This is a genomic window from Nonomuraea endophytica (genome assembly GCF_014203235.1).
Lineage (GTDB): Bacteria > Actinomycetota > Actinomycetes > Streptosporangiales > Streptosporangiaceae > Nonomuraea > Nonomuraea endophytica.
Genome location: NZ_JACHIN010000001.1, coordinates 165434 through 180844 on the forward strand (window position 1 = coordinate 165434; position 15411 = coordinate 180844).

At 71.1% G+C, this 15411-nt stretch carries 14 protein-coding genes; 7 read left to right on the forward strand and 7 right to left on the reverse strand.

Features of this window, described 5'->3' with window-relative positions; all coding sequences use genetic code 11:
* Positions 1–77 precede the first annotated feature (77 nt).
* Positions 78–1442: an FAD-binding oxidoreductase gene (locus tag HNR40_RS00720; RefSeq protein WP_184957700.1), complete on the forward strand. Its 1365-nt coding sequence runs from the start codon at positions 78–80 to the stop codon at positions 1440–1442.
* 19 nt (positions 1443–1461) lie between these two features.
* Complete coding sequence (locus HNR40_RS00725; RefSeq protein ID WP_184957701.1) at positions 1462–2094, forward strand: GNAT family N-acetyltransferase; 633 nt, start codon at positions 1462–1464, stop codon at positions 2092–2094.
* On the opposite strand, the gene HNR40_RS00730 is transcribed toward HNR40_RS00725, so the two are convergent.
* Positions 2051–3025, reverse strand: coding sequence for an AraC family transcriptional regulator (locus HNR40_RS00730; RefSeq protein ID WP_184957702.1), 975 nt, complete (start codon positions 3023–3025; stop codon positions 2051–2053). The genes HNR40_RS00725 and HNR40_RS00730 overlap by 44 nt on opposite strands.
* Positions 3026–3114: 89 nt before the next feature.
* Here HNR40_RS00730 and HNR40_RS00735 point away from each other — a divergent pair, with 89 nt between their 5' ends.
* The gene (locus tag HNR40_RS00735; RefSeq protein WP_184957703.1) at positions 3115–3678 is read left to right on the forward strand and encodes an NADPH-dependent FMN reductase; all 564 of its coding nucleotides are present in this window, start codon (positions 3115–3117) and stop codon (positions 3676–3678) included.
* On the opposite strand, the gene HNR40_RS00740 is transcribed toward HNR40_RS00735, so the two are convergent.
* From HNR40_RS00740 to HNR40_RS00750, 3 genes are read right to left on the reverse strand one after another with little or no spacing between them, the layout of a single operon-like run.
* On the reverse strand, positions 3668–5614 hold the full coding sequence (locus HNR40_RS00740) for an acetoacetate--CoA ligase (protein WP_184957704.1): 1947 nt from the start codon (positions 5612–5614) through the stop codon (positions 3668–3670). The two genes, HNR40_RS00735 and HNR40_RS00740, sit on opposite strands and share 11 nt — an antisense overlap.
* Positions 5615–5671: 57 nt before the next feature.
* A complete protein-coding gene (locus HNR40_RS00745) occupies positions 5672–6529 on the reverse strand; it encodes a serine hydrolase (protein WP_184957705.1) in 858 nt (285 codons plus the stop codon).
* The gene (locus tag HNR40_RS00750; protein WP_184957706.1) at positions 6526–7443 is read right to left on the reverse strand and encodes a LysR family transcriptional regulator; all 918 of its coding nucleotides are present in this window, start codon (positions 7441–7443) and stop codon (positions 6526–6528) included. The genes HNR40_RS00745 and HNR40_RS00750 overlap by 4 nt, the downstream gene beginning before the upstream one ends.
* Positions 7444–7614: 171 nt before the next feature.
* On the opposite strand from HNR40_RS00750, the gene HNR40_RS00755 reads away from it, so the two are divergent.
* Positions 7615–9165 (forward strand): penicillin-binding transpeptidase domain-containing protein, encoded by a 1551-nt coding sequence (locus HNR40_RS00755; RefSeq protein WP_312896134.1) that lies wholly within the window; start codon positions 7615–7617, stop codon positions 9163–9165.
* A 589-nt stretch (positions 9166–9754) separates the two neighbouring features.
* On the opposite strand, the gene HNR40_RS00760 is transcribed toward HNR40_RS00755, so the two are convergent.
* Positions 9755–10462 carry an HAD family hydrolase gene (locus HNR40_RS00760; RefSeq protein WP_184957707.1) on the reverse strand — a complete coding sequence of 236 codons (708 nt, stop codon included), beginning with the start codon at positions 10460–10462 and terminating at the stop codon, positions 9755–9757.
* Between the two features lie 188 nt (positions 10463–10650).
* On the opposite strand from HNR40_RS00760, the gene HNR40_RS57025 reads away from it, so the two are divergent.
* The 3 genes from HNR40_RS57025 (at position 10651) to HNR40_RS00775 (ending at position 13715) form a co-directional block, all read left to right on the forward strand.
* Positions 10651–11856 carry a sensor histidine kinase gene (locus HNR40_RS57025; RefSeq protein ID WP_184957708.1) on the forward strand — a complete coding sequence of 402 codons (1206 nt, stop codon included), beginning with the start codon at positions 10651–10653 and terminating at the stop codon, positions 11854–11856.
* Positions 11846–12541 carry a response regulator transcription factor gene (locus HNR40_RS00770; protein WP_184957709.1) on the forward strand — a complete coding sequence of 232 codons (696 nt, stop codon included), beginning with the start codon at positions 11846–11848 and terminating at the stop codon, positions 12539–12541. The genes HNR40_RS57025 and HNR40_RS00770 overlap by 11 nt, the downstream gene beginning before the upstream one ends.
* 106 nt (positions 12542–12647) lie before the next feature.
* Entirely contained in the window at positions 12648–13715 is a 1068-nt protein-coding gene (locus HNR40_RS00775; RefSeq protein WP_184957710.1) for an ABC transporter permease, read from the forward strand.
* A 4-nt stretch (positions 13716–13719) separates the two neighbouring features.
* Here the strand turns inward: HNR40_RS00775 and HNR40_RS00780 are convergent, their stop codons facing one another.
* The gene (locus HNR40_RS00780; RefSeq protein ID WP_184957711.1) at positions 13720–14673 is read right to left on the reverse strand and encodes a DNA polymerase domain-containing protein; all 954 of its coding nucleotides are present in this window, start codon (positions 14671–14673) and stop codon (positions 13720–13722) included.
* A gap of 48 nt (positions 14674–14721) precedes the next feature.
* Entirely contained in the window at positions 14722–15348 is a 627-nt protein-coding gene (locus tag HNR40_RS00785; protein WP_184957712.1) for an HAD family hydrolase, read from the reverse strand.
* Between the last annotated feature and the right edge of the window lie 63 nt (positions 15349–15411).

The following is a 15411-nucleotide window of genomic DNA, read 5'->3' on the forward strand; positions in this document are numbered from 1 at the left end:
CGGGGCCGTCACCGCGCTGACACGAAGGTGATGCAGTCGTAACCAACCCGTCGGGCCCGTGCCTCGTCACATGAGCTGTGAACCGCCGTGACTTTCTGGGCGCCGCCGCGCTGGTCCCCCTGTCCCTCTCCACCGCGCCTCCCGACTGGGCGGGCCTGCGCCGCGGGCTCAAGGGCACCCTGGTTCGCCCCGGCGACGCCGCGTACGACCGGTCGAAGCGGCTGTTCAACCCGGCCTTCGACGGCATCCGCCCAGGCGGCATCGCGTACTGCGAAACATCGGAAGATGTTGCGAAATGTCTGGCGTTCGCCCGGCGCACCGGCGTCGCGGTCACCGCACGTTCGGGCGGGCACTCCTACGCGGGCTGGTCCACCGGCTCCGGCCTCGTCGTCGACCTGTCGCGGATGGACGGCGTCGCGCACCGCGCGGGCCTGGCCACGATCGGGCCCGGCGCCCGGCTCATGGACGTCTACACCAAGCTGGCCAGGCACGGCGTGAGCATCCCGGCCGGCTCCTGTCCCACGGTCGGCGTGGGCGGGCTGGCGCTGGGCGGCGGGATCGGGGCGGTGTCCAGGAAGTACGGGCTGACCTGCGACCGGCTGGTGTCCGCGCGGGTGGTCACCGCCGACGGGCGGATTCTGGACTGCGACGCGAACCGGCATCCCGCGCTGTTCTGGGCCTGCCGCGGCGGTGGCGGCGGCAACTTCGGCGTCGTCACCTCGTTCACGTTCCGCACCCACACCGCGCGCGAGATCGGCCACTTCTACCTGCGCTGGCCCTGGCCGAAGGCGGCCGCAGCGGTCGCCGCCTGGCAGGACTGGGCGCCGGGCGCGCCCGACGAGCTGTGGTCGTCCCTGCACCTGGTACGCGACCGTAGCGGCCTCCACGTCCAGCTGGCCGGGACCTTCCTGGGCGGCCTGACCGGGCTCAACCGGCACCTCGCCGCACTGGTGGCCAAGGTCGGGCAGCCGCAGGCCCGCACGGCACGGGTGGTCCCGTACCTGACGGCGATGCGGATCATGGCCGGCGGGCCGGGGCTGCGCACGACGTTCTCCGCCAAGTCGCACCTCGCCTACGGCAAGCTCCCCACCGCGGGCATCGCCAAGCTGGTCGCCTGGGTGGCCGGGCCGGGGCAGCACGCGGTCCTGCTGGACGCGTTCGGCGGCGCCATCGGCCGGGTGGGCGTGCGCGACACCGCCTTCCCGCACCGGGCCGCTCTCTACAGCGTGCAGTACTACGCCGACGGCACCTCCCGCACCTGGCTGCGCGGCGTCCACGGCGAGATGCGCGCGTTCCTGGGCGACCACGCCTACGTGAACTACGTCGACCCCGACCTGCGCGCGTGGCGCTCGGCCTACTACGGCCCGAACGCCGCCCGGCTGGCCGAGGTCAAGGCCACCTACGACCCGGGCCGCGTATTTCGGTTGCCTCAAGGCGTCTAGCTGGCATAAACCTGCATGCATGCGTCACTGGCCCCTGTTCGATCTCCGGATCACCACCCCGAACCTCCAGCTCCACATGCCGTCGTTCAAAGAGCTCGACGAGCTGGCCGAACGGGCCGCCGAAGGCGTGCACGCGGAGGGATTCATGCCCTTCGTCATCCCGTGGACCGAGGCCGAGCCCGAGGAGCGGGCCAAGGCGACGGTGCTCTACCACTTCAAGTCCTGGGGCACCTGGAAGCCGGAGGACTGGACGGCCAACTTCGTGGTGGTACGCGACGGCCAGGTGGTCGGCACACAGGAAGTGGCGGCGGTCGACTTCGCGGTCACCCGCGAGGTGGTCACCGGATCCTGGCTGGGCCATCGCTTCCAGGGCCAGGGCATCGGCACCGAGATGCGCAAGGCCGCGCTGCACCTGGCCTTCGAGGGGCTGGGCGCGCGCTGGGCCAGGACGGTGGCGTTCGAGGACAATCTGCCCTCGCTCGGCGTGACCAGGAAGCTCGGCTACCGGGAGGACGGCGTCCAGGTCGACAACCGCAAGGGCGAGGCGGTGCCGAGCAGGCGTTTCCGCATGGCCCGCGAGGACTGGAAGCCGGAGGAGGGCTACACGATCACCGGGCTGGAGCCGTGCCTGCCGCATCTGGGAGCGCGCTGATCGTCGGCAGCCGGCACGACTCGCGGCGGAACCTGCCGGGGGCCAGGCCGTACTCGCGCTTGAAGGCGTTGGCGAAGGCGAACTCCGAGCCGTAGCCGACCCGCGCGGAGATCTCCCCGAGCGGCGCGTCGCTCTCGCGCAGCAGGTGGGCGGCGGTGCCCAGCCGCCACCACGTCAGATAGCCGAGCGGCGGCTGACCGACGAGCTGCGTGAAGCGGCGGGAGAAGGCGGCCCGCGACAGTCCCGCCTCGCGGCCGAGCGACTCGACCGTCCACGGCGCGGCGGGGTCGCGGTGGATGGCGTCGAGGGCGGACCTGATCGACGGGTCGGCCAGCGCCCGCGCCCAGTTGTCGACCTTGCAGTGCTCGTGCGAGCCGTCGAACCAGGTGCGCAGGATCAGCAGCAGGAGCATGTCGAGCAGCGAGGAGACGAGCAGGTCGGCCCCGGCGCGCGGCCGGTCGATCTCGGCGCCGAGCAGGTCGACGGCGGCGCGCAGCTCGGGGTGGTGGCCGAGGCGGGCCGGCAGGTGGACGACCTCGGGCAGTGAGCGCAGGACCGGGTGGAGCCTGGAGGGGTCGAGACGATAACCGCCGCCCAGCAGCACCGTGCTGGAGCCGTCGCCGCCCATGACGGCGGAGGCGAACAGCTCGGGCCCCGCCTCGCCGCAGTCGGCCGTGGCGACCGCGCTGTCGGGCGAGTCGGCCAGCACGTAAGGGTGGCCTTGTGGGAGGAAGACGACGTCGCCGACACTGAGCGCGATGGGCTCGCCCTCGGGCGGAAGCAGCCAGCACGAACCTTGCAGAACCACCTGGAAACCGGCCGAACCCGCCGCGGCGGGGAAGGCGTGGCCCCAGGGGGCGCGCCACTCGACCCGGACCGAGTTTGCCCGCCCGACGCGCATGGAAGCGATCACGTCACTCAGCAGATCCACACCGGAAGTATAGCTCGCGAGACGCTCACGTATAAAATGCAGACGGCAGCGCATTGGATGTCTTCATCCGTTTTCCTACTCTGGAACGCATGACGAAGATCGGCATCATCATCGGCAGCACCCGTCCCGGCCGCAACGGCGAGGCCGTCGCCCGCTGGGTGCACGAACTGGCGACCAAGCGCGACGACGCCGCGTACGAACTGGTCGACCTCAAGGACCATCAGCTGCCCCACCTCGACGAGACGCTGGCCGCGGCGGCGGCTTCCGGCGTTTACGACCACCCGCACACCAAGGTCTGGTCGGAGACGATCGCCGGATACGACGGCTTCGTCTTCGTGACCCCGGAGTACAACCGGGGCACCCCGGGCGTGCTGAAGACCGCCATCGACTTCCTGTACTCCGAATGGCATGACAAGTCCGCCGGAGTGGTCGGCTACGGCGTGAGCGGCGGCGTACGCGCGGCCGAGCACCTGCGGCAGGTGCTCGGCCAGGTCAAGGTGGCCAACGTGCAGGCCGGCGTGGAGCTGCTGCTGCACGCCGACTTCGAGAACTTCAGCGTCTTCAGGCCGCGCCCGCATCAGGAGGACCAGGTCACCGCGATGCTCGACCAGGTCGTCGCCTGGAGCCGGGCGCTGGCGACGGTCAGAGTCTGAAGTGGCGCAGCACCTCGGGGTTGGCCATGGCGTCGAGGTTGGCGGCCTGCTCGACGGGGGCGCCGAGCAGGATCTTGCGCACCGGCACCTCCAGCTTCTTGCCCGACAGGGTCCGCGGGATGCCGGGCACCTCGCGGATCTCGTTGGGCACGTGCCGGGGTGACAGCTCCTCGCGCAGCGTGGTCTTCAGCGCCGTCACCAGCTCGTCGGTGAGAGTGGAGCCCTCGGCCAGCGTGACGTAGAGCAGCAGGCGGCCCTCCTGGCCGAGCTGCCCGGTGTCGATGACCAGGCTGTCGGCGATGTCCTCGAAGCGCTCGACGACCCGGTAGAACTCGCTGGTGCCCATCCGCACGCCGCCGCGGTTCAGCGTCGAGTCGGAACGGCCGTAGATCACGCAGGAGCCGTCTTCGTTGATCTTGATCCAGTCGCCGTGCCGCCAGACGCCGGGGTAGACGTCGAAGTAGCTGTCGCGGTAGCGCTCGCCGTCGGGGTCGTTCCAGAACATCACCGGCATCGAGGGCATCGGCGCGGTCAGCACCAACTCGCCCACCTCACCGATGACCGGCTTGCCCGTCGGGTCGAAGGCGGCGATCGCCGCGCCCAGCGAGCGGCACGGGATCACGCCCGCCCTGATCTCGTGCAGCGGGGTGGCGCCGACGAAGCCGGTGCACACGTCCGTGCCGCCGGAGAAGGAGCCCAGCGGCACGCCGGGCAACATCTCGGCCACCCACGCGAACCCCTCGGGCGGCAGGGGCGATCCGGTCGAGCCGATGCCCCGCAGCCGGTCGAGGCCGGCCGGCCGTACACCGGACTTCATCGAGGAGATGATGTACGGCGCGCCGACCCCGAAGTAGGTGACCCCCTCGGCGGCGGCGATCGTCCACAGGTCGTTGGGCGCCCCGTCGTACAGGACCGGCACCGCGCCCACCAGCAGGGCCCCGATGAGGTAGTTCCACATCATCCAGCCGGTGGTGGTGTACCAGAAGAACACATCCCCCTCACCGAGGTCCTGGTGGAAGGAGAGCGACTTCAGGTGCTCCAGCACCACGCCGCCGTGCCCGTGCACGATCGGCTTGGGCAGTCCTGTGGTGCCGCTGGAGTACACGATCCACAGCGGGTGGCCGAAGGGCACGCGCTCGAACTCCAGCGGCCCCTCCTCGGCGCGCAGCCCCTCCCAGCCGACCACCTCGCCGGACGGCACCGCGGCTGCGTGGCCGGGCGCCGGCTCCGCCTGCTGCGGCGGGCGGCCCTCCTCGGCGGCGGTCAGGTACGGGATCCACACGGTCGCGCGCAGCGAGGGCAGCATGGCGGCGATCTCGGCGACCGCGGCCGAGCGGTCGAAGCTCTTGCCGTTGTACGCGTAGCCGTCGACCGCGATCAGCACCTTGGGCTCGATCTGCCGGAACCGGTCGACGATGCTGGGCACCCCGAAGTCGGGCGAACCGGCCGACCAGATCGCCCCCAGCGACACGGTGGCGAGGAAGGCGATGAGCGCCTGCGGGATGTTCGGCAGGTAGCCGGCGACGCGGTCGCCGCGCCCCACGCCGAGCCGCACCAGACCGGCGCGGACCCTGCCCACCTCCGAGCGCAGCTCGTCGTAGCCGATCTCCTGGCGGGCGCCGTCCTCGGAGACGAAGACGACCGCGGTGCCCTCGCCGCTGGCGAGCGCGTTCTCGGCGTAGTTCAGCGAGGAGCCGGTGAACCACTCGGCGCCGGGCATCGTTCCCGTGATGACGGGCCCGTCACCACGCTCCCCGACCACCCCGAAGTAGTCCCAGATCGACTGCCAGAACTCCGCCGGGCTGTCGACCGACCACTGCCACACGTCCTCGTACCGCGCGCCGATCCGGTCCTGCTCGCGCAGATAGGCAGTCAGCTTGGCCCGCCCGGCCACCTCGGCGGTCGGCTCCCAGACAAGTGCACCTTCCTCAACCATGCGCCCATCCTGTCGTTCACCAGGTGGAAAGTCACACTCGACCGCCCACACATCCCGCTACCTTCTTAGGTGGTCCACCGCCATATGCGCCGCGGTGCCGATGACCGCGTCGGCCCTCGGCTGGTTCACCGCGGGGCTGAACGATCGGGTGAAAACGGCCACGGCGTAGCGACCGCCATCGGGATACTCCACTACCCCCGCTTCATTGCGAATAGTCGGCAGAGTGCCGGTCTTTCCGCTCACATCCACGTCGTCGTACGGGAAGCCCGCCGCCAGCCGGTGCGGCCACACCTGCAGCGCGAACACCTCGCGCATCCACCCGCACAACTCCGCCGAGGCCGCCTCGTCCCGCCAGATCATCGCGAACAGCCGCGTCAGCTCCCTCGGCGTGCCGCGGTTGGTCCGCGCCGGGTCCAGCGCCCGCATCCGGGCCAGCTCCTCGACGTCCTGGAACGGCCACGCGTGCCCGCTGTCCTCGGCCATGCTGTCCAGCATCGTCGCGCCGTTCATGGTCACCCGGGTGGCGTCCAGCCCGAACCCGGCCAGCATGGCGTTGACCGCCTCCAGCCCCACCCGCTCGACCAGCACGTCGGCGGAGGCGTTGTCACTGACCGCGATCATCAGGTACGCCAGGTCGCGCAGCGAGATCGACACCTCGTCCCGCATCGCCGAGAGCCCCGTCGGCCCCGACGTACGCCCGGCCACCGGCACCAGCACCCGCTCGGCCAGATCGACCCGCCCCGCGTCGGCCTGCCTGCACAGCTCCACGAGCAACGGCACCTTGAACACCGAGGCGATCGGCCTGGTCGCGTCCGGCTGGTAGCCGCACTCGCGCCCGCCGTCGATGTCGACCGCGTGCAGCCACCCCTCGACCCCGGCCGCCGCGAACACCTCGCCCAGCTCGATCTCGTTCATGCCAGCGCCCCCGGCCTGCGGCTGACCCGCCGCACGGGCGCCGAGCTCTGTTCCGCCATCCCGGCGCTCTCCTTCAGTGTTCGTACGGCTGCCGCCGAGAAGTCGGCCACCGTGTCGGAGGCCACCCGCCACGCGGTGGAGATCCGGTAGGACAGCGGCGAACCGATCAGCGGCCGCCAGGCCAGCCCCGGCGACTCCTGCCGTGGCCCGAACGCGACCGCGGCCCCGGCCATGACCAGCCCGAGACCCGACCCTTCGTGCACCTGCGCGGGAACGTACCCACGGCGACGGCATTCTGCCAGGGCCTCCGCGTGCATGCCCGGCTCGCCCTCCTTCGGCGGCATGAGCAGCTCACGTCCGGCGAGGTCGGCCAGGTGCACCTCGGCCCGCTGGGCCAGCTCGTCGCCCTCGGCCAGCAGCACGCCCTGGGGCTGGACGAGCGTCTGGCCGAAGTACAGGCCGGGGGCGGTCACCGGGTGGCGGACGACGCCGACGTCGATCGTGCCCCCGGCCAGGGCGGCCACCTGGTCGGCCGTCCAGATCTCGGCGGGCGCCAGCCGTACCTCGGGATGGCTCTCGCGGAAGCCCGCGACCAGGGCGGCGATCACCGCGGCGGCCAGGTCGGGCGGGACACCGACCTTGAGCACCGCGCCCTCGCCGTGCCTGGCCAGCTCGCGCAGGCGGTCGACCCGGGCGACGATCTCGCGGGCTTCACCGAGCAGGAGGCGGCCCGCCTCGGTCAGGCGGACCTGGCGCGCGGAGCGGTCGAACAGGCGCACGCCGAGCTCCTCCTCCAGGCGTTTGATGCGCTGGCTGAGCGGCGGCTGGGCCATGCCGAGCCGGATGGCGGCGTTGCCGAAGTGAAGTTCCTCCGCCACCACGGTGAAGTAGCGCAGGTGCCGGACAAGGTCCATGGCCAGCGATGATATCCACATTTATATCTACTCTGGTCCTATATCAATATTGGACATGGTTTGGTGGAGTCTGGTGTTCTCTGCGTCATGGCTATGACAGGGGGACCGATGCTGGGCGAGCTGCGGCAGGAAGGATCACCGCCACGGCGACGGCGGCGCAGGTGGCCGTGGGTGGTCGCCGGACTGCTGGTGCCGGCCGTCGCCGCGGGGGGCGTCGTCTGGGCCCTGCGCACCGAGGGCTCGGCCGAGGAGACCGCCGACGCCTACCTGGCGGCCTGGTCGAGCAACGATTACGCCGCCATGAAGGCGCTGGTGGCGGATCCGCCCAAGGACTTCGTCGAGTGGCACGAGCGGGTACGCCGCGACCTCAAGCTGGAACGGCAGTCGTTCGCCGCGATCAGGAGCGGCGGGGTGTTCGCCGCGAGCGCCGCCGATCTCGGCTACGAGACCTTCGGGGCCAAGCTCACCGGGCGGGGGCCCGACCTGGACTACGAGGGCAAACTCCGGCTGATCGAGAAGGACCGGCGCTGGAAGGTCGCCTGGACGCCCGCCACCATCCACCCCGAGCTCAAGCCCGGCAGGTCGCTGCGGCTGGTGACCGGCAAGGACGAGAGCGTGCCCGTCCTGGCGGCGGGCGGCACGCGCATCGACTCCACCGGCGTGCCCGGTTCCGTACAACAGATCGTGGCCGGGCTAAAGGCGAAGTACGTCGACTGGCTGAGCGTCCCCAACACCGCCAAGATCAACCTGTACGAGGACGGCGACAAGCTGGTCAAAACCCTCGAAGAGGTCAGCGCGGCTAAGCGGGAGCCGTTCCAGACCACGCTCGACCTGCGCGTGCACGCGGCCGGCGCGAAGGCGCTCCGCCTCACCAAGAAACCCGCCGCACTGGTCGCCCTGCGCCCCTCGACCGGCGAGATCCTGGCCGTCGTCAACAACCGGGGCGGGTTCGACCGGGCGCTCATGGGCAAGTACCCGCCCGGCTCCACCTTCAAGGTCGTCACCGCCTCCGCACTGGTGGCCGACGGCGTCTCAGCGGCTCAAACGGTCAAATGCCCAGCCGAGCAGAACATCGGCGGCTTCCCCTTCCACAACGCCGGCTACAAGGACTACGGCAGCCTGCCGTTCCGCGACGCCTTCGCCCACTCGTGCAACACCACGTTCGGCGCCATGACCGTGGACTCGCTCGGCGCATCCCGGCTGGCCAAGGTGGCCGGGGACTTCGGCTTCGGCGTGCCCATCAACCCCGGCGTACCCGCCGTGCGGGCCGACTTCCCCGCCGCCAAGGACGACACCGACCTCGCCTCCGCCTCCATCGGCCAAGGCCGAATCCTCGCTTCACCCCTGAACATGGCCACCGTGGCCGCCGCCATCGCCTCCGGCACCTGGCGCCCGCCCCGCCTGGTCCCCGCCCGCCTGATCCCAACGGAAGGCGAGACCCGCCGCCCCCTGGAGGAGGGCGTGGTGAAGGCCCTGCGCACCCTGATGCCCGCCGTAGTCAGCGAAGGCACCGCCCAAGCCGCCCCCTTCCCCGCCGGTACGGCCGGCAAGACCGGCACCGCCGAGTACGGCTCAGGCAAGGAACCACCGGCCCACTCGTGGTTCATCGGCTACAAGGGGGACCTGGCGTTCTCCGTCCTCGTAGAGGGAGGCGGCGCCGGCTCCGCAGTAGCCGCCCCTATAGCCGCCTACTTCCTCAACAACCTCCCCAACCCCACCTAACCACCCCAGGGCTTTCGGATCACGGGGACACCCCAAAAGCGCCCACCGGACCCCTGCTCCACCACCCAGCGGACTCGCGTGCCCTACCCCCTCGGCCTACCGGGTAGTTGTGCCTGGCCGCTGCCGGGGAGACCGGGTAGTTGTGCCCGCTCTGCGAGGGGAACCCGTGGCACACCCCGAAAGCGGTGCGCCATCCCCTCGATCTGCCGGGTAGTAGCGCCCGGCCGCTGCCGGGGAGACCGGGTAGTTGTGCCCGGCCGCTGCCGGGGAGACCGGGTAGTTGTGCACGCTCTGCGAGGGGAACCCGTGGCACACCCCGAAAGCGGTGCGCCATCCCCTCGATCTGCCGGGTAGTTGCGCCCGGCCGCTGCCGGGGAGACCGGGTAGTTGAGGGCGCTGTTGCTGGGGAGTTGCGGGCTGGGGTGGCGGGACCACGGCTTTCGGGATCGCGGGGACACCCCGAAAGCGGTGCGCCATCCCCTCGATCTGCCGGGTAGTTGTGCCCGGCCGCTGCCGGGGAGACCGGGTAGTTGAGGGCGCTGTTGCCGGGGAGTTGAGGGCTGGGGGCGGTGGGGTGTTGGGGGTGGGGTTAGACGGCTTTGCGGTCGAGGGGGGAGGTGAGGCCGGCGACGGCGGCGACGACTTCGGAGGCGTTGGTCAGGTCAGGGAGGACCAGGTCGGCCCCGGCCTCACGGAGTTCCGAGGCCATGGAGCGCCCGGAAGCCACACCGATCATCGCCGCCCCACCGATCTTGGCCGCCTGCACGTCGCGGGTCGAGTCGCCGATCACCACCGTGTTGGCCACCGTGAACGGCGTGCCGGCCCGCTGCTTGGCCCGCCCCTGCGCCACCTGCAACAAGGTGGCCTTCGGGTAGACCTCCTCGCCATAGCCACCGAGGTCGAAGTCGATGTGCTTGTCCAGCCCGAACGCCTTGAGCTTGTGCACCGCGTTGCTCTTGATGGTGCCGGTCAGCACCGTCTGGATGACCCCGTCGAGCCGGGCCACGGCCTTGAGCGCGTCCTTGGCCCCGGCCATCATCCGCCCTTCTTCGGCCAGCCGCTTGCGCCGGTCGGCGAAGGCCGTGGCCAGCGCCGACAGGAACTTGGGCAGGTGGGCGTCCTCGGCGACGATCCCGTTGACGGCCAGCGTCTCGAAGACGATCTCGGAGTCGGGCCGCCCCAGCGCCGGTGCCAGCTTGACCAATGGCCGCCCGGTCACGACCCGGAAGGCCTCCGCGTAGGCGTCGCGGGTCACGATCGCGACATCGACCAGGGTGAGGTCGATGTTCCAGAGCACTAGGCGGTTGATGGCAGCCTCCTGAGGGGGTCCATGTCAGGGTACGGCTCCCGCCCCCGCGAAGCTGCCCCGCGAGGGCATTTAAGCATGATTGCCGGTAGTGATGCTTTGTGAGAAGAAACCCGCTCATCATGGCGACACGCAAGAATTGATCAAGCTTCTGATCTGGGGAAACTTATATTGACCCCGTGAGTGCCACAGCACGCCTCCGGCCGACGGCCCGATTCCTGGCGGGTGATCTGTTCTGGATCGTCCCGCTGGGCGTCGTGAGCTGGCTGCTGGCGAACCTGTGGCCGCCCTACCAGCCCTGGGCGGACCTGGGGATGACGGTCGCCCTGCTGGCGCCGATGCCCTGGCGGCACCTGTACCCGGTGGGCGTCTTCACGCTGGTGTCGTTCCTGGCGTTGCTCCAGATCCTCAACGGCTGGCCACCGCTGCTGGCCGACCTGAGCGTCTGCGTCGCGCTGGCGACGCTCGCCGTGAGCCGCCATCTCGTGGTCTCACTGCCCGCGCTGATCATCACCTGCACCGGCCAGGTCTTCTGGGCGGTGCTCTACCCGGCGGCGACGATGCCGTTCCCGTGGGTGGCCAACCAGTTGTTGTTCATCGTGCTGGTCTGGTTCGCCGGCAGGTACGTGCTGGCCAAGCGCATGGTCATGCAGGGCATCAGGGAGCGACTGATGCTGGCCGAGCGGGCCAGGGAGGGCGAGGCCCGCGAGGCGGTCGACCGCGAACGGCTGCGCATCGCCCGCGACCTGCACGACAGCGTGGCGCACAACGTGACCGTGATGATCACGCAGGCCGAGGGCGCCAGGCTGGGGCTGGACGCCGATCCGGCCGGCGCGCGAACCGCGCTCGCGCAGATCGCCGAATGCGGCCGCGCCGCCCTGCACGACATGCGCGAGCTGGTGAGCGCCCTGCGCGCCGGCTCCTGCCCCCGGCCCTGGCGCGAGGTGATCGACGACCTGGTCCAGAAGATGCGGCGCAGCGGCGTCCCGGACATCGCGGTACGCGTCGAGGGCGAGCCGGACACCGCGCCGGACGAGGTGCTCCTGGCCGCCCAGCAGGTCGTCGGCGAGGCGCTGACCAACGTGCTCAAGCACGCCGGGCGCGGCGTCGCGGTCTCCGTGTTCGCCGCCTTCACCGCGACCGGGGCCTACGTGAGGGTCGAGGACGACGGCGGTGGCCCGCTCGCCGCCGTGTCCCTGCCGGCCGGCGGCAACGGGGTGGTCGGGCTGCGGGAGCGGGTGTGCGCGCTGGGCGGCGAGTTCAGCGCCGGCGCCCGGCGTGGGGGCGGCTTCGTGGTCGAGGCCCGCCTGCCGTACCCGATCCGACTGTCCTACGCGGCCAAGGGTCGCCTGCCGTACGCGAAGGAGAGCGGCGATGCGCCCTGACGGCGAGAACCCACTGCGGGTGTTGCTCGTGGACGACCAGGAGCTGATCCGCGCGGGCGTGCGGATGGTGCTGCGGTCGGCGCCGGACGTCCTGGTGGTCGGCGAGGCGTCGGACGGCGCGGCGGCGCTGGCGGCGCTGCGCGAGACGCCGGCCGAGGTCGTGCTGATGGACGTGCGCATGCACGGCATGGACGGGATCGAGGCCACCGCCCGCATGCGGACGGACTTCCCCGGCACGTGCGTGGTGCTGCTGACCGCCTTCGACGAGGACGGCCTGGTCAGGGCGGGGCTGGCGGCGGGGGCTGACGGGTTCGTGCTGAAGGACGCGCCGCCGGAGGAACTGCTGCGCGCGATCCACACGGTCGCGGACGGCGGCGCCTACGTCTCCCCCATGCTCGCCAAGCGCCTGCTGGACGACTACCGCCCGCAGCTCTACGAGGCCCCGGTGGCCGCGGGCAGCCTCGACGAGCTGACCCGGCGGGAGCAGGAGGTGTTCACGCTGGTGGCGCGTGGGCTGACGAACTCCCAGATCGCCGAGCGGCTGTCGCTGTCGCCGGTCACCGTGCGTACCCACGTGGACAACGTGCTCGGCAAGCTGCACCTGCCGCACCGCAGCCGCCTGATCATCTTCGCCTACGAGAACGACCTGGTACGGCCTCAGCGTTTCGATGAGCCACCAGCGTGAAGATGGTTGCCATGACCATCTCTGGGGATGACGATAAGCGACATTTCACAACATAGCGTGATTTACGGAGGTTAACGCTATGTGGAAGTGCGCTATAGGGCGTCACATGCTATGCCTGGCGGCCTGCCTGGCCGCCGTCATCACCGGGTCGGCGCTCATCGTGTGCGCCTGGATCGGCAACGGCACGGAATCCGGGCGGCTGACCCAGTGCTTCTCGTCCGAGCGCATGGACCTCGCGGTGCTGCCGGCGGGCTTCCCGCACGAGGGCGAACCCCCGCAGATCCCCGGCCGGACGATCGCCGCCCTGCGCGCACTCCCCGGTGTCAGCGCCGTGCGCGAGGTGCGCGGCGGCACCGTCCAGGCCAACTGGCCGCTGGCCGACGCCACCCCGATGGAGGTCGTCGCGCTGCCCGCCAACGGCCTGCCCATGCTTCCCATCGTCCACGGCAAGCCGCCCACCACGGACGGCGAGGCCGTCGTGGACGACGCGACCGCCGACTCCTACGGGCTCCAGGTCGGCAGCACCGTCACCGTCACCGACTCCCACGGCGCGCCGGTCCACCTGCGCGTGAGCGGCTTCCTCCAGGTCGACATGGACAAGAGCATGATCGCCAGAGGAACCCTCGGCCTGAAACCGCAGAAAGCCGCCGCACTCGTCAGCCCGATCAGGCTCAGCGGCCTGCAGGTCACGCTCGACTCGGCCTCACTCGCCGGACCGGTCCGCGACCAGGTCGCCGACGCGCTGGGCTCCGGCTACAACGTCTACACCCGTCAGGACATCGCCGCCCGCCGCAGCGCCGACGCCGGCGTCCTGAGCATCGCGCTGGCCACGCTCGGCATGACCGCCACCACGGTGGGCGCCGTCGCGAGCTGCGCGACCCTCGGCCGGCTGCGCTCCTACCTGCGCCAGTCCGCCGGCGCCCAGGTCGCCACCCAGGGACGGCGGCGCATCCGCCGCATGATGGTCTACGACCGGCTCATCGGCTTCGCCACCGCGGCGACCGCGGGCGCCGGGCTCGTCATCGGCACGCTCGTGCTGCTCGCCGGATCGGGCGCCGACCTGCCGTGCCTCAGCGTGTTCGCGATCTCCTCGACGCTCACGCTGCTCCCTCTGTCCGCCTACGTCTGCGCCATGTTCCTCGCGCCCATCCCCGCACTCCTGCGGCACTCCTGAGCGGTCAGGACGACTTGCGGGCGCGGGCGGCGCGCCGCTTGCCCTCGTGCATGGCCTGGACCCGGGCGATCGGGATCGTGTGGCCCTCGGCGACGAGGTCGTCGGGCAGCCGCTGGGGCTCCGGCATGGCCTCCGCCCACGGGTCGGCGCCGGACAGCAGGCCGGGCGCGGTGTGGATGGTGAAGTCCGACGGGCTCACCCGGTCCAGGTCCGCCCACGGGACGGGGAAGGAGACGGGGGCGCCGGGCCGTACCCTCGGACTATAGGCCGCGACCACGGTCGCGCCGCCCGCGCGGGTGGAGTCCAGGAAGACCTTGCCACCGCGGTCCTCGCGGATGAACGCGGTGGTCGCCAGCGCCGGGTCCAGCCGCTCGGCGCGCGCGGCGACCGCGCGGGTCGCCGCGGCGAGGTCCTCGACGCCCGTGTCCGCCGCGACCGGCACGAACACGTGCACGCCCTTGGCGCCGCTGGTCTTCACCGCCCCTTCCAGCCCGTCCGCCCGCAGCGCCTCACGCACCAGCAGAGCAGCCTGTACGGCCAGCGAGAACGCCCCGTCCTCGGCCGGAGGGTCAAGGTCGAGGATCAGATGCGTGGGCCGGTCCCCGAGAAACAGCGACGGGTGGTATTCGACGGCCCGCTGGTTGGCGAACCACAGCAGCGTCCGCCGGTCGCCGCACACCGCGTAGCGCACCTCGCGGTGGGAGCTCTCCGCCCACTGGGTGACGCTGTCGATCCACTCCGGCGCGTACTTGGGCAGGTTCTTCTGCATGAACGGCGGCTGCCCCGGCCGCACCCTGATCACCGACAGGGCGCGCCCGGCCAGCGCCGCGACGATCTGGTCGCGCGCGGCGTCCAGGTAGTCGACCAGGTCCCGCTTGGTGGCCTCCGCCCCGTCGAACAGCGGCTGGCCGAGATTGCTGAACTCGACCCCGTCACGCGTCTCTTCCACCTTGCCCACCGACCCCACGATGCCGATCCCCGCCGCTCAGGTCAACGACGTGACCTCTCAGGCGTAGGAGAGGGCGTCGGCCAGGGTGTCGACCACGGGCAGGCCGGTGGCCTGGAGGTCGGCCCTGGTGGTCATGCCGCCGGTGTAGAGGACGGCCTGGGCGCCGACGTGCCGGGCGGCCAGCCCGTCGTCGACGCTGTCGCCGATCACCAGGACGTCGGCTGGCTCGACGCCGATGGCGGCCAGGTGGGCGCTCATATGCGCCGCCTTCTCGCCGCCGGTGGTGCCGAGCAGCCCGTCGATCCTGGTGAAGTGCTGATGGATCGCGAACGACTCGACCATCGGGACCAGGTGCGCGTGCGGCGCCATCGAGCAGAGCGACTGCGTGCCGTCCCAGCCCTGCAGCGTGGCCAGGGCGTCGGCGGCCAGGCCGCAGGCGACGCTCAGGCGGAAGTAGTGATCGTGGAAGCCGACGTCGAGCCGCTCCCACTCCCCGTCTTCGAGCGCGCGGCCGAGCATGCGCTCATAGGCCAGCCAGATCGGGCGGGTGTAGACGGCACGGAAGCCGTCGGCGTCGAGAATGGGCAGTGCGTAGGGCTTGAAGACCTCGTTGGTCGCCCCGACGACCGCGTCGATGTCGTGGAAGAGGGTACCGTTCCAGTCCCAGATGATGTGCTTCGTCATGTCATCACAAGCTTATCGGCCGACCCCGACATTCCGGTGAACAGGACGGAGCCGCGACCCTAA